Origin of the sequence: Bradyrhizobium tropiciagri (assembly GCF_001189845.1) — a bacterium.
Lineage (GTDB): Bacteria > Pseudomonadota > Alphaproteobacteria > Rhizobiales > Xanthobacteraceae > Bradyrhizobium > Bradyrhizobium tropiciagri.
In genome coordinates, this window is record NZ_LFLZ01000046.1 from 59,040 (window position 1) to 72,057 (window position 13,018).

10 protein-coding genes and 1 pseudogene are annotated in these 13,018 nt (G+C 65.1%); 6 read left to right on the forward strand and 5 right to left on the reverse strand.

All coding sequences use genetic code 11. From position 1 onward, the window contains the following. Positions 1 to 22: 22 nt before the first annotated feature. The 3 genes from AKN84_RS29565 to AKN84_RS29575 all read right to left on the reverse strand — a co-directional run bounded on the left by AKN84_RS29565 (position 23) and on the right by AKN84_RS29575 (position 3,288). On the reverse strand, positions 23 to 1,093 hold the full coding sequence (locus AKN84_RS29565; RefSeq protein WP_050424043.1) for an aldose epimerase family protein: 1,071 nt from the start codon (positions 1,091 to 1,093) through the stop codon (positions 23 to 25). Positions 1,094 to 1,095: 2 nt separating this feature from the next. Then, positions 1,096 to 2,025: a Gfo/Idh/MocA family protein gene (locus AKN84_RS29570; protein WP_050424044.1), complete on the reverse strand. Its 930-nt coding sequence runs from the start codon at positions 2,023 to 2,025 to the stop codon at positions 1,096 to 1,098. A 237-nt stretch (positions 2,026 to 2,262) separates the two neighbouring features. Continuing rightward, positions 2,263 to 3,288, reverse strand: coding sequence for a histone deacetylase family protein (locus AKN84_RS29575; protein ID WP_050424057.1), 1,026 nt, complete (start codon positions 3,286 to 3,288; stop codon positions 2,263 to 2,265). A gap of 146 nt (positions 3,289 to 3,434) precedes the next feature. Here AKN84_RS29575 and AKN84_RS29580 point away from each other — a divergent pair, with 146 nt between their 5' ends. Further along, positions 3,435 to 4,043 (forward strand): TetR/AcrR family transcriptional regulator, encoded by a 609-nt coding sequence (locus AKN84_RS29580; RefSeq protein ID WP_050424045.1) that lies wholly within the window; start codon positions 3,435 to 3,437, stop codon positions 4,041 to 4,043. Here the strand turns inward: AKN84_RS29580 and AKN84_RS29585 are convergent. Next, complete coding sequence (locus AKN84_RS29585) at positions 4,040 to 4,990, reverse strand: fatty acid desaturase (RefSeq protein WP_050424046.1); 951 nt, start codon at positions 4,988 to 4,990, stop codon at positions 4,040 to 4,042. The two genes, AKN84_RS29580 and AKN84_RS29585, sit on opposite strands and share 4 nt — an antisense overlap. 14 nt (positions 4,991 to 5,004) lie before the next feature. Beyond that, on the reverse strand, positions 5,005 to 6,036 hold the full coding sequence (locus tag AKN84_RS29590; RefSeq protein WP_050424058.1) for an alpha/beta fold hydrolase: 1,032 nt from the start codon (positions 6,034 to 6,036) through the stop codon (positions 5,005 to 5,007). Between the two features lie 374 nt (positions 6,037 to 6,410). On the opposite strand from AKN84_RS29590, the gene AKN84_RS29595 reads away from it, so the two are divergent. The 5 genes and pseudogenes from AKN84_RS29595 to AKN84_RS29615 all read left to right on the forward strand — a co-directional run bounded on the left by AKN84_RS29595 (position 6,411) and on the right by AKN84_RS29615 (position 12,869). Beyond that, complete coding sequence (locus AKN84_RS29595) at positions 6,411 to 7,748, forward strand: MFS transporter (protein ID WP_050424047.1); 1,338 nt, start codon at positions 6,411 to 6,413, stop codon at positions 7,746 to 7,748. Between the two features lie 290 nt (positions 7,749 to 8,038). Then, positions 8,039 to 8,944 carry a LysR family transcriptional regulator gene (locus AKN84_RS29600; protein WP_050424048.1) on the forward strand — a complete coding sequence of 302 codons (906 nt, stop codon included), beginning with the start codon at positions 8,039 to 8,041 and terminating at the stop codon, positions 8,942 to 8,944. A 123-nt stretch (positions 8,945 to 9,067) separates the two neighbouring features. Beyond that, positions 9,068 to 10,009, forward strand: coding sequence for a 5-dehydro-4-deoxyglucarate dehydratase (kdgD, locus tag AKN84_RS29605; protein WP_050424049.1), 942 nt, complete (start codon positions 9,068 to 9,070; stop codon positions 10,007 to 10,009). 31 nt (positions 10,010 to 10,040) lie between these two features. After that, positions 10,041 to 11,395, forward strand: a pseudogene (gudD, locus tag AKN84_RS29610) (glucarate dehydratase). Positions 11,396 to 11,420: 25 nt separating this feature from the next. Next, a complete protein-coding gene (locus tag AKN84_RS29615) occupies positions 11,421 to 12,869 on the forward strand; it encodes an aldehyde dehydrogenase family protein (protein ID WP_050424050.1) in 1,449 nt (482 codons plus the stop codon). Positions 12,870 to 13,018: the final 149 nt, after the last annotated feature.

The window sequence follows — 13,018 nt, forward strand, 5'->3', positions numbered from 1 at the left end:
GCACGGTCGGTCATGGCGGCACTCACACGGTTGAAAAGCAGTAGACGATGCTGCGCCGGTAGATCTGGCCGGGATCGAGCCGCGCCGACGGGAAATCCGGCCGGTTCGGCGTATCCGGCCAGGCGTGCGGCTCGAGACAGAGCGCGTCGGATTGCCGGTACAACCGATCACCCTTGCCGGCCGTCGAGCCGTCGAGGAAGTTGCCGGAATAGAACTGCAATCCCGGCTGATCGGTGAACAGCTCCATCACGCGGCCGCTGTGCGGCGCCTCGAGGCGCGCGGCAAAGTGAAGGCCCGTCCCCGAGGCCAGGCAGAAATTGTGGTCGTAGCCGCGCCCGAGCCGCAGTTGCTCGTCATTCATCCTGATCCGCGCGCCGATCGCCGTTGGCTTGCGGAAGTCGAACGGCGTGGCGTCGACCGGCCGCGGCGGTTCCGGCAGCGGGATCGCCGTGGCGTCCACCGCAAGGAAATGGTCGGACGCGATCGTCAGCCGGTGATCGAGGATTGGCGTGCCCGCGCGCGCGCCGTCGAGATTGAAGAAGCTGTGATTGGTAAGATTGATGTAGGTCGGCCGGTCGGTGGTCGCCTCATAGGTGACCGCGAGTTCCATCGAATCGCGGACACGATAAGTCACGCGCGTCGCGAGAGTGCCCGGATAGCCCTCTTCGCCATGCGGGCTTTCGCGTTCCAGCACCAGCGTCGGCGCTGGATCGTCCGACAGTTCAACGATCCGCCACAGCCTGCGGTCAAAGCCCTGCGGCCCGCCGTGCAGCGCGTTGGGGCCGTTGTTGGCCTCGAGGTTCACCGTCTCGCCATCGAGCACGAAGCGCCCGCCGGCGATCCGGTTGGCATAGCGCCCGATCGTCGCGCCGAAGAATTTACGCTGCGCGAGGTAACCGTCGAGCTCGTCGTGGCCCAGCACGATATCGTCGCAACGGCCGTCGCGATCCGGTGTGAGCAGCGCTTGCAGCGTGGCGCCGAAGGGAAGGATGGCAGCTTCAAAGCCGTGTTCGCCGCGCAACGTCACGCGTTCGACCACGGTGCCGTCGTGCAACTTGCCGAATGGCGCGCGAGCAATGCTGGCTGATGTCATTTTCAGTCCTCGAACGCCTCGACGAGGCGCCGTCGCCCCAGCATGAAGCTATCGGCGGCGAGCCGCAAGGGTGCGAGGTCGACGTCGGATTTTCCGTCCGACGTCAACGTGACAAAGCGGCGGTACAGCGCGGGATATTCCTCGTCGGTGGCATCGACGATCAACCTGTTGCCATCGCGCAGCTGCCGTCCGCCTTTCGACAGCATCACGGGCCCGGCCTCGGTCTCGCACAGGATGTCCCAGCTCGGCGCCCCGCTCTGGCGAAAATCGAATTCGGCGTGGATCGGCAAGCCGTTCGCATCGGACAGCTCGATGGTGGCTGCAATCGGCGTCTCCCGATTGGCGGGAAAGTCCAGCACCGCACTTTTGACAAAGACCGGATACGGCAGGATCTCGGTCAGGATCGATAGCGCGTTGATGCCGGGATCGAACACGCCGAGGCCACCCGCCTCGAAGATCCACGCCTGGCCGGGATGCCAGACGCGGACGTCTTCCTTCCAGATGACCGTTACCCTGTTGATCGTGCGTCCAGCGAGCAATTTTCGCGCCGGACCAACTGCGGGCGCGTAACGCGAATGCCATGTCGCGAATAATGTCCTGTTTGCCTCGTGCGCGGTCGCGATCAACGGCGTGAGCTCGCTTACCGTGGCTCCAGGTGGCTTCTCCAGCAGCACATGCTTGCCGGCGGCGAGCGCCGCGGCAGCCTGTACATGACGCATCTGCGGAGGCGTGCACAGCGCGACCGCATCGATCTCCGGCCCGTCGCGCAACAACTCCGGCAAATCGCGGAAATGCGGCAGGCCGGATGGGGTCTTGGCAGGATCGACCACCGCCACGAGTGCGGCGCCTGACGTCTTCGCGATCGCAGGCACGTGCTGCCGGCAGGCGATCTCGCCGAAACCGACGATGGCGATGCGAAGCAGGTCGCTCATGGCCGTCCTCGCGTTGCTGCCCGCCCGGCCGGCCGATGCCGCCAGGCGAGATCATAAGCCAGCGCCGAATACCAACGGCATGATCCGGGTTTGGTTGCAATCGTGCAAGCCCACGACGCCCTGTTGTGGCGCACGCGCTGGGGCATCGGTTCTGATCCATCACAACCGATGCTCCAGCCTGTTGTTTTGACGGGCTTTCTTCACGCGAACCGGTCGCCACGTCATTCGAAACCCACGCTAGCGCGCGGCCTCGAATCCGCCGAGCACCGCCGTCAGATTGGCACCGAGGATGTCGGAGAGATAGCCGCCCTCCTGCACCAGCACGGTCGGCAGGCCGAACCGCGCCAGCGCCTCGCCGATCCGCCGGAAGCCGTCGGTGGTGACGGCGAGGCCCGCCAGCGGGTCCTTCTCGGAGGCGTCGAGACCGAGCGCAACCACGAGCGCGGTCGGCGCGAAGGAACGGATCGTCTTCTCCGCCAGAGCGAGCGCCTTGATGTAGTCGTCGTCGCCGGTACCCTTGGCCAGGGGAATATTGAGATTGGTGCCGAGGCCGGGCCCGGCGCCGCGTTCATGCGCATAGCCCCAGACGAACGGGTAGAAGAACGACGGATCGGCGTGGATCGAGACGGTGAAGACATCGCCCCGCTCGTAAAAGATGCCCTGCGTGCCGTTGCCGTGATGCACGTCGACATCGAGGATTGCGACGCGCTCGTGCTTCTGGCGCAGATGCTCGGCCGCGATCGCGCTGTTGTTGAGGAAGCAGAAGCCGCCGGCGAGATCGCGGTAGGCGTGGTGGCCGGGTGGACGGCACAGCGCGTAGACGGCGTCCTCGCCGTCGAGCACCATCTGCGCCGCGGTGACCGCGACGTCGCTCGAGGCGCAAGCGCCGGCCCAGGTGCCGGGGCCGATCGGGGCCGCGGTGTCGACCGTATGCCAGCCGAGCTTGCCGACGATGTGGGTGGGATAGGTGCCGGGGTTACGCACCGGATGCACGTTCGCGATCATTTCCGGTCCGGCATTGCCGAGCGCCGACCATTCGTCCCAGGCACCTTCGAGAAAGCTCAGATATTCAGGGCTGTGCACGCGCGCCCGCGGCCCCTGTCCGAATTTGGTCGGCTCGATCAGCGTGTGCCTGCCGGCTTTCAGGCCCGCCAGCAGGCGGTCGGCGCGCTCGGGCTGCTCGGTGGTGCGCTGGACCACACCGCGGACCAGGAAGAACTGCGGATCATGGCTGCGGTGCAGATCACTGTAGACGGCCTTCACGGGACACTCCTGTTTGAACAGCGGCTGGGTCTTCGCTGGCGCGTTGTACACTATCAGCGACAGCGATGATCTGAAACCGACCGCGATTTCATGCTATGTCCGCATGCAGCGGAGTGATTCAACGACGCAGGACACAAATCGCACCCATGGCGAGCAAGGCGGAGACCGAGGATGCGACGGCGGGACGGCGCGGCCGGCCGCGCTCCGCCGCGACCACGGCCGCGATCCTGCAAAGCGCCTATACGCTGATGGCGACAACAGGCCTTGCCGCGACCACCATCGACGCGATCGCCAAACATTCCAACGTCTCGAAGATGACGATCTACAAATGGTGGCCATCGCGCGAGGCCTTGCTGATCGATGCCTTCCTCGACCAGGCCTCGCGGGCCGTGCCGCTGCCTGAGGCGGGTAATCCCGTGGCCCGCATCCGCCGCCATGTCGCGACCTATGTCGAGGCGCTGCAGGGCGAGTTCGGGCGGGTGCAGCTCGCGGTGATCTCGGAATGCATCTCGAAGACCGGCACAGCCGAGCTGTTCTACGAGCGCTATCTCGGTCTTCGCCGCGCCAGGATGCTCGAGATCATCACCGCCGGTCAGAAGGACGGCAGCATCGGTGCGCCGGGCGTGCCGGGCGATATCTATGACGCGATCTACGGCAGCCTGTTCTATCGCTATGTCTTCGGCATCAAGCCGTTGACGCCCGCCTATGCGCGCAATCTCGTTAATCTGGTGCTCCGGCCGCGCGCCGACGCTTAGGCCGAGCGCTGCCGCTGGCGGCGGAACCAGGCCCAGGTCTCGCGCGTCACCGCGCGGTAGTTGCGGCCGCGATAGACGATGTGGCCATCGACGATGGCATTCAGCTTCGGCAACGCATGGAACGGCACCGTCGGATAGGCGTGGTGCTCGACATGGTAAGGCATGTTCCAGGTGAACCACTTCATGATCCGGCCGGTCATCGTGGTCCGTGTGTTCTCGAATGCGCTCCGCGTCCGCTCGCAACCGGTGTGCTCGGCATAGAGATAGGGGCGCAGGATGAGCTGACCGGCCAGCAGCGGCACGATCCAGGCCCAGAGCAGGATCGCACTGTGCAGCGCGAGCGATGCAGCGAGCAACAGCAGATAGCCGGCGAGATAGAGCCTTGCCTCGAGCACGATCGCGGCGCGCTTGTGCGCTGGAATCCACGGCACGACCACTTGTCCCGTGAGGGCATGCCGTAGCATCAGGCGGATGCGGACCAAGACCTGCAGCAGTCCCGAATAGGCGATCGCGAGCTGGGTGTCGGACGCGGGCTTGGGACCGACGATCAACTCCGGGTCCTTCTCCGGATCCTGGGTGTAGCGATGATGGTCCCAGTGAAACAGGCAGTAATATTGATAGGGCAATCCGATCATGAAGGCGGACAGATTGCCGACGACAAGATTGAGGGCATGGCTGCGGAACGCGGTCTTGTGCGCGGTCTCATGCACCACCATGAACAGGAACGCGACGAAGTAACCCTGGATGGCGATCAGCGGCAGCGCCCATGGCAGGCCGTAACGCGACGAGACCAGCCAGATCAGCATGCCGCCGATCACGATCATCCCATAGTGGCTTGCCGCGCGCACCGCGCCGGCCAGGTTCGACTTGGTCGACAGGTCGCGCAGGGTCAGCGGGCTGAGCGGCTTCAGGCGCGGTCCGGCGTCACTGGTCTCTGCGGTGCTCATGGTCGTCTCATTTGTCAACGTTGCAGCAGCGCCGATATTTCGGCGTTGATGAAGGCGCGGTCTTCGGCGTTGTTGATCGGATTGCCGGCGCGGTGGCCGTGGATCGAGGGGATTGCGTGCAGCACGGCGGAACGTGCATTGACCAGGCGGCCGAGCTCATCCTCGTTGTCGCGCGGATCAAAATAGCGGTCGGTACGCCCCGGCATCAGCAGCATGTGCGCCCTGATCGCTGCGAGCGCGCGATCGAAGTCGCCGCCAAATTCGTCGCAGCGGCTGATGTCGCCGGCCTGCCAGATCGCGACCTGCGCCAGCAGGTCATTCGCATCGCGCCGCGCGAAAGCACCGTCCCACGATCCTGCAAGACAATCTTCCAGCGAGCTGAAGCCGGCCTTGCGCCAGACTTCCTCGCGATAGAACTCGTGCGACATCGCCCAACCGGCGTAGACGCGTCCCATCGCGCGCAGGCCCGCCGCAGGCTTGCTGACGAAGCGGCCATCCCGGTAGGCCGGGTCTGCAGTCAGCGCGGCCTTCACGCCTTCGAGGAAGACGTGATTATACGGCGAGCACCCTGCGCTGCCGCAGACCACCGCCGCGCGCTCGACCATGTCGGGATAACGCGCAGCCCAGTGATAGGCCTGCATGCCGCCCATCGACCAGCCATAAACCAGCGCGAGCCTGGTCACGCCAAACCGTTCGACCAGCAGCCGCCGCTGGATCGCGATTGCATCGTGATAGGTGAAGGCCGGAAACGGCGCACCGCCGAGCACCTCGCTCGAATTTGAGGGCGAGGATGACAGGCCGTTGCCGAACAGGTTCGCGATGACGATGAAGTAACGCCCGGGATCGAGCGCCCCGCCCGGCTGCACCAGCCATTCGATATCGATATGTTGCGCGGCGAACGATGTCGGATAGAGGATGACGTTGTCCCTGGCCGCATTCAGCCTGCCGTAGGTCTTGTAGGCGAGCGTAAGCTGCGGAAAGACCGCGCCGCCCTGCAAGGTCACCCTGCCTGCCTCGAACACCTCATAGTCGCGCAGCGTGGTCATGAACATTCGACCTCGATCGGCAGGCGCAGCGTCGCTGCTGCTAATAACTGTACAAATAGTACAGTTATTGTTCGACCTTGGCAAGACGTCATCCTGAGGTACGAGCATTGCGGCGCACTTGCGCCGCTAGGCGAGCCTCGAAGGATGGGCCGCGAGCGCCTGTGGCCCATCCTTCGAGGCTTCGCCTTGCGATGCGACCGCATCGCAAGGCTCGCACCTCAGGATGACGTCGAAGCATGTGGTTCGAGCCCAAAGGTGGCATGACACCGGGCCGATCAATTCAAAACCGGTATGGATCAATACCCGTTTCGGCTTGGACCCATTGTCGTCATCTCTCTAGGACAGACCCCGAGGAAATTTCCAAGGAGGCGCGAATGAGCGCAATTGTGTCCGCCACGGATGCGCGGCGATCCCGCGTCCGGCTGTTGATCGTGACGATGCTGTTTCTCGTCACCACCGTGAACTATGCCGATCGCGCCACGCTCTCGATCGCCGGCCCCGCCCTCTCCAAGGAACTGCATCTCGACCCCGTCGCGATGGGTTACGTGTTCTCGGCCTTCGGCTGGTCCTATGTGATCGCCCAGGTGCCGTGCGGCTGGCTGCTCGACCGCTACGGCTCCAAATGGGTGTACGCGATCAGCATCATCGTATGGTCGGTGCTCACCGCAATGCAGGGCATGGTCGGATTCCTGGCCGCAGGAACCGCCGTCGTCGTGCTGTTCGCGCTGCGCTTCCTGGTCGGCATTGCCGAGGCGCCGTCATTCCCGGCCAATGCGCGCATCGTCGCGGCCTGGTTCCCGGGCAACGAGCGCGGCACCGCATCGGCCTTCTTCAATTCAGGGCAGTATTTCGCGACCGTGATCTTCGCGCCGCTGATGGGCTGGATCGCGCATGAGCATGGCTGGAGCCACGTGTTCTACGTGATGGGCGGGCTCGGTATCATCATGGGGATCGTCTGGATCAAGACGATCTACGAGCCGAAGGACCATCCCGCGATCAACGAGGCCGAGCTCGACTACATCAAGCAGGGCGGCGCTCTGGTCGACATGGATGCGGCGAAGGACGGCAAGGCGCCTGACAGCGGCCCGCGCTGGGATCACATCCGCCAACTGCTCGCCAACCGCATGATGCTCGGCGTCTATATCGGCCAGTACTGCATCAACACCCTGACCTATTTCTTCCTGACCTGGTTCCCGGTCTACCTGGTGAAGGAACGCGGGCTCTCGATCCTGCAGGCCGGCTTCGTCGCGACCCTGCCGGCGCTGTGCGGCTTCATCGGCGGCGTGCTCGGCGGCGTCATCTCGGATTACATCCTGCGCCGCTCCGGCTCGCTGACCATGGCGCGCAAGATCCCGATCGTCGGCGGCATGCTGCTGTCGATGGTGATCATCGGTTGCAACTACGTCGACAGCCAGGCGCTGGTGATCGGCTTCATGGCGCTCGCCTTCTTCGGCAAGGGCATCGGCGCGCTCGGCTGGGCCGTGGTCTCCGACACCTCGCCGAAGGAAGCCGGCGGCGTCTCCGGCGGGTTGTTCAACACCTTCGGCAATCTGTCCTCGATCACGACGCCGATCATCATCGGCTACATCCTGGCCGCCACCGGCTCGTTCAACGGCGCGCTGGTATTCGTCGGCGCCAACGCGCTGGTCGCGGCGATCGCCTATTTGTTCATCGTCGGCGAGATCAAGCGGGTGCAGCTGAAGGCGGCCTGATGTCTACGGCCCGTCATTGCGAGGAGCTCGCGACAAAATTGCAAAGCAATTTTGCGCTGAAGCGACGAAGCAATCCATGCTTCGGCATATGCCGCGCGATGGATTGCTTCGCGGAGCCTGTCATCGGGCGCGCGTTCGCGCGACCCGTTGGCTCGCAATGACGGGGATGGATTTGGGCACAAACCTCAGAAAACGGCGGCCCCGGCCGCCGTCTTTGTCTTCTTGGCCAGTGGGAGGCATCGATGCTAGAACGTACAAATCCCCGATCGATCCATTCCGGGTTAGCATCGATGTTCGACCTGAGCCAGCTCCGCTGTTTCGTCACGGTGGCCGAAGAATTGCACTTCGGCCGCGCCGCGGCGCGGCTCAACATGACCCAGCCGCCGCTGAGCCGGCAGATCCAGGTCCTCGAGCACATCATCGACGCGCCGCTCTTGGAACGCACCAGCCGCTCGGTGCGGCTGACCCCGGCAGGCCGCAGCTTCCTGCCCGAGGCGCGGCGCATCCTCAAGCTCGCGGAGTCCGCCTCGCAGGTCGCCCGCCGCATCGCGCTCGGCAAGACCGGCTCGCTCAAGATCGGCTTCACGGCCGCCGCCGCCTACGGCTTCCTGCCCGACTTGATCGCGGCCGCCCGCTCCCGCCTGCCCGAGGTGGATTTCTCCCTGAAGGAGATGGTCTCCGGCGATCAGTTCGAGGCGCTCACGACTGGCCAGATCGATGCCGGCCTGCTGCGCCCGCCGATCGCGCGGCCGGAATTCGCCAGCCGCCGCGTCGTCGCCGAGCCGCTGCTCGCCGCGATCCCGAAGAAGCATCCGCTGGCCGCAGTCGAGACGATCAGCATCAAGGATTTCGACGACCAACCCTTCGTGATGTATTCGCCCTATGAGGCGCGCTATTTCCACGATCTGCTGGTGTCGATGTTCACCCGCGCCGACGTGCTGCCGCGCTACGTGCAGCACCTCAGCCAGATCCATTCCATCCTCGCGATGGTGCGCGCCGGGCTCGGCGTCGCGATCGTGCCGGAGGCCGCCGCCAGCCTGAAGATCGCGGACGTCAAGCTGAAGCCGCTGAAGCTGCGCACGCCGGTGCCGGTCGAACTGTTCATGGTGTGGCGGCGCGATCACGAGAACCAGCTGCTGCCGTCATTGATCGAGATCGCAACCGAAATCGCAGCGCCGCAGCTGCGCGGCGATTGATGCAGAGTTAGCATCGCTCGATACCGCGTTTGGCTTGGACGCGCATCGAACCATTTCCTAGAAACTCCGCCATGGACGCGCGCTCGCGCATCCCTGTCCCAACATCATTCAAGGAGTGGCGCCATGAGCAAGATGACCCCTCGGGAGATGGCCGCGAGAATCGGCGGCGGCCTCCTGTCTTTTCCCGTGACCCCGTTCAACGCGGATTATTCGTTCGACGAGGCGACCTATCGCGCCAACATGGACTGGCTGTGCGGCTATGACGTCGCCGGCCTGTTCGCCGCCGGCGGCACCGGCGAGTTCTTCTCGCTGACCCCTGCTGAAGTTCCGCACGTCGTCAAGATCGCCGTCGACGAGACCAAGGGCCGCGTTCCCGTGCTGGCTGGCACCGGCTACGGCACCGCGATCGCGCGCGAGATCGCTGTTGGCGCCGAGAAGGCCGGCGCCGATGGCCTCTTGCTGTTGCCGCCCTATCTCACGCATGCCGAGCAGGATGGCCTTGCCGCGCATGTCGAGGCGGTGTGCTCGTCGGTGAAGATCGGCGTCATCGTCTACAACCGCGACAACGCGATCCTGCAGCCCGATACGCTGGCGCGGCTCTGCGAGCGCTGCCCGAACCTCGTCGGCTACAAGGACGGCATCGGCGACATCGAGCTGATGACCCGCGTCTACACCAAGATGGGCGACCGCCTGACCTATATCGGCGGCCTGCCGACTGCGGAAACCTTCGCGCTGCCCTATCTCGACATGGGCGTGACGACGTACTCGTCGGCGGTGTTCAACTTCGTGCCGGAATTTGCCACCCAATTCTACGCCGCGGTGCGCCGGCGCGATCATCAGACCATCCATGCAGGCCTGAAGGATTTCATCCTGCCGCTGATCGCGATACGCAACCGCAAGAAGGGTTACGCGGTGTCGATCATCAAGGCCGGCATGAAGGTGATCGGCCGCGATTCCGGCCCGGTGCGGCCGCCGCTCACCGATCTCACCGAGCAGGAGATCGCCGAGCTCGCGGCACTGGTGGCGAAGCGGCCGCAGGCAGCAGCGCAACAGGCCGCAGAATAAGCCGCACGGCAAAGAACGAAGGGAGGAGCAGATGATTCAAGACACGATCCGCACCGGCTTTGCCGGCGCCCCCGTCGTCACCGCGATGGAGGTGATCCCGGTCGCCGGCCGCGACGGCATGCTCCTCAATCTGAGCGGTGCGCACGCGCCGTTCTTCACGCGCAACCTCGTCATCCTCACCGACAATTCCGGCCACACCGGCGTCGGCGAGGTGCCGGGCGGCGAGAAGATCAGGAAGACGCTCGAGGACGCCCGCGACCTCGTCGTCGGCCAGACCATCGGGGCCTGCAACAGCATCCTGGCCTCGATGCGCCAGGCCTTCGCCGACCGCGACGCCGGCGGCCGCGGCAAGCAGACCTTTGACCTCCGCGTCACCATTCACGCGGTGACCGCGGTGGAGTCCGCGCTGCTCGATCTGCTCGGCCAGCATCTCAATCTTCCGGTCGCAGCGCTGCTCGGCGAAGGCCAGCAGCGCACTGATGTCGAGACGCTCGGCTATCTCTTCTTTGTCGGCGATCGCAGGAAGACCAGCCTTCCTTACGTCGAAGGCGAGACCGGCAAGCCCGACTGGTTCAATCTGCGCCATCAGATGGCGATGACGCCGGAGGCGATCGTGCGCCTCGCCGAGGCGACGCAGGCGCATTACGCTTCGCCGATTTCAAGCTCAAGGGCGGCGTGCTCGCCGGCGAAGCGGAGATCGAGGCCGTCACCGCCATTGCAAAGCGCTTCCCGAAGGCACGTGTCACGCTCGATCCGAATGGCGCCTGGTCGCTCGACGAGGCGATCCGACTCTGCAGCGACATGCATGGCGTGCTTGCCTATGCCGAGGATCCCTGCGGCGCCGAGGCCGGCTTCTCCGGCCGCGAGATCATGGCCGAGTTCCGCCGCGCCACCGGGCTACCCACCGCGACCAACATGATCGCGACCGACTGGCGCCAACTCTCACATGCGCTGCGGCTCGGGGCGGTCGACATTCCGCTCGCCGATCCGCATTTCTGGACCATGCAGGGCTCGGTGCGGGTGGCGCAGACCTGCCGCGACAACGGCCTGACCTGGGGCTCGCACTCCAACAACCATTTCGACATTTCGCTGGCGATGTTCACCCATGTCGGCGCCGCGGCGCCCGGCAAGGTGACCGCGATCGACACCCACTGGATCTGGCAGGACGGCCAGGCGTTGACCAAGGAGCCGCTGCAGATCAAGGGCGGCAAGATCGCGATCCCGGATCGGCCGGGCCTTGGCATCGAGCTCGATCGCGGTGCCATCGCGGCCGCGAACGCGCTATACAAGCAGCATGGTCTCGGCGCCCGCGACGACGCACTGGCCATGCAGTTCCTGATCCCGGGCTGGACCTTCGACGACAAGCGTCCGTGCCTCGTGCGCTAACAACAACAAAAGGTTGGAGAGAACAATGACCGCCCACCAGAAGAACTTCATCGCCGGCGAATGGGTCGACGGAACCAGCATCACGCGGGACATCAACCCCTCCAACACCAAGGACGTGGTCGGCGAATACGCCAAGGCCGACAAGGCGCAGACCGAGAAAGCGATCGCCGCCGCGAAGGCCGCGTTCCCGGCTTGGGCGCGCTCGACGCCGCAGGAGCGCTTTGACGCGCTGACCAAGATCTCGGTCGAAATCCTCGCCCGCAAGGAAGAACTTGGCCGCCTGCTGGCACGCGAGGAAGGCAAGACGCTCCCCGAGGGCATCGGCGAGGTCGCACGCGCCGGGCAGATCTTTGCGTTCTTCGCCGGCGAGGCGCTGCGGCTGATGGGCGAGAAGGGTGCATCGGTTCGTCCGGGCCTCGACGTCGAAATCACCCGCGAGCCGGTCGGCGTCGTCGGCATGATCACGCCCTGGAATTTCCCGATCGCCATCCCGGCCTGGAAGATCGCGCCCGCGCTCTGCTACGGCAACACCGTGGTGTTCAAGCCGGCCGAGCTGGTGCCGGGCTCCGCGCATGCGCTGTCCGAGATCATCGCGCGCTCCGGCATTCCGGCCGGCGTCTTCAACCTTGTGGTCGGCTCGGGCTCGGTGGTAGGCCAGACCCTGCTGGATCACCCCGACGTCGCCGCGATCTCCTTCACCGGCTCGGTGCAGACCGGCCGCAAGATCGCGCAGGCCTGCGTGCTCTCCAACCCCATGAAGAAGTTCCAGCTCGAGATGGGCGGCAAGAACCCGCTGGTCGTGCTCGACGACGCCGACGTCAAGGTCGCGGTCGAGGTCGCCGTCAACGGCGCCTATTTCTCGACCGGCCAGCGCTGTACGGCGTCGTCGCGCCTGATCGTCACCGCGGGCATTCACGACCGCTTCGTCGACGCGATGACCGAGCGCATGAAGGGGCTTTCGGTCGATGACGCGCTGAAGAGCGGCGTGCATGTCGGCCCGGTCGTCGACCAGAGCCAGCTCGACCAGGACCTCCGCTACATCAAGATCGGCCAGGATGAAGGCGCCCGCCTGCATTGGGGCGGGGAGCTGTTGAACCGCGAGACGCCCGGCTTCTATCTGCAGCCGGCGCTGTTCACCGGGGCGAGCAACCAGATGCGCATCGCGCGCGAGGAGATCTTTGGCCCCGTCGCCTGCGTGATCCGCGCCATGGATTATGAGGAGGCGCTCGCGATCTCCAACGACACCGAGTTCGGCCTCGCCTCGGGCATCTGCACCACAAGCCTGAAATACGCCTCGCACTACAAGCGCAACAGCGAGGCCGGCATGGTGATGGTCAACCTGCCGACCGCCGGCGTCGATTATCACGTGCCGTTCGGCGGCCGCAAGGGCTCGAGCTACGGCGCGCGCGAACAGGGCGCCTATGCCCGTGAGTTCTACACCACGGTGAAGACGGCCTACACGTACCCGGGTTGAAGATGAAGTTGCGTCCGTCGCCGCAACGAAAGTGCCACCTCTCCCCCTGTGGGAGAGGTCGAACGCATCGCCAGATGCGTTCCGGGTGAGGGGTTGCGCTCTCTCGTGGGACCTGCGCCCCTGACCCGCGCCTCGGCGCGACCGTCCTC

Bases quoted from the DNA above. Each gene is read 5' to 3' on its own strand.
- AKN84_RS29615 (WP_050424050.1), top strand. From the start codon at position 11,421: ATGACCGCCCACCAGAAGAACTTCATCGCCGGCGAATGGGTCGACGGA.
- AKN84_RS29580 (WP_050424045.1), top strand. From the start codon at position 3,435: ATGGCGAGCAAGGCGGAGACCGAGGATGCGACGGCGGGACGGCGCGGC.
- AKN84_RS29570 (WP_050424044.1), bottom strand. From the start codon at position 2,025: ATGAGCGACCTGCTTCGCATCGCCATCGTCGGTTTCGGCGAGATCGCC.
- AKN84_RS29595 (WP_050424047.1), top strand. From the start codon at position 6,411: ATGAGCGCAATTGTGTCCGCCACGGATGCGCGGCGATCCCGCGTCCGG.
- AKN84_RS29585 (WP_050424046.1), bottom strand. From the start codon at position 4,990: ATGAGCACCGCAGAGACCAGTGACGCCGGACCGCGCCTGAAGCCGCTC.
- AKN84_RS29565 (WP_050424043.1), bottom strand. From the start codon at position 1,093: ATGACATCAGCCAGCATTGCTCGCGCGCCATTCGGCAAGTTGCACGAC.
- AKN84_RS29590 (WP_050424058.1), bottom strand. From the start codon at position 6,036: ATGACCACGCTGCGCGACTATGAGGTGTTCGAGGCAGGCAGGGTGACC.
- AKN84_RS29600 (WP_050424048.1), top strand. From the start codon at position 8,039: ATGTTCGACCTGAGCCAGCTCCGCTGTTTCGTCACGGTGGCCGAAGAA.
- kdgD (WP_050424049.1), top strand. From the start codon at position 9,068: ATGAGCAAGATGACCCCTCGGGAGATGGCCGCGAGAATCGGCGGCGGC.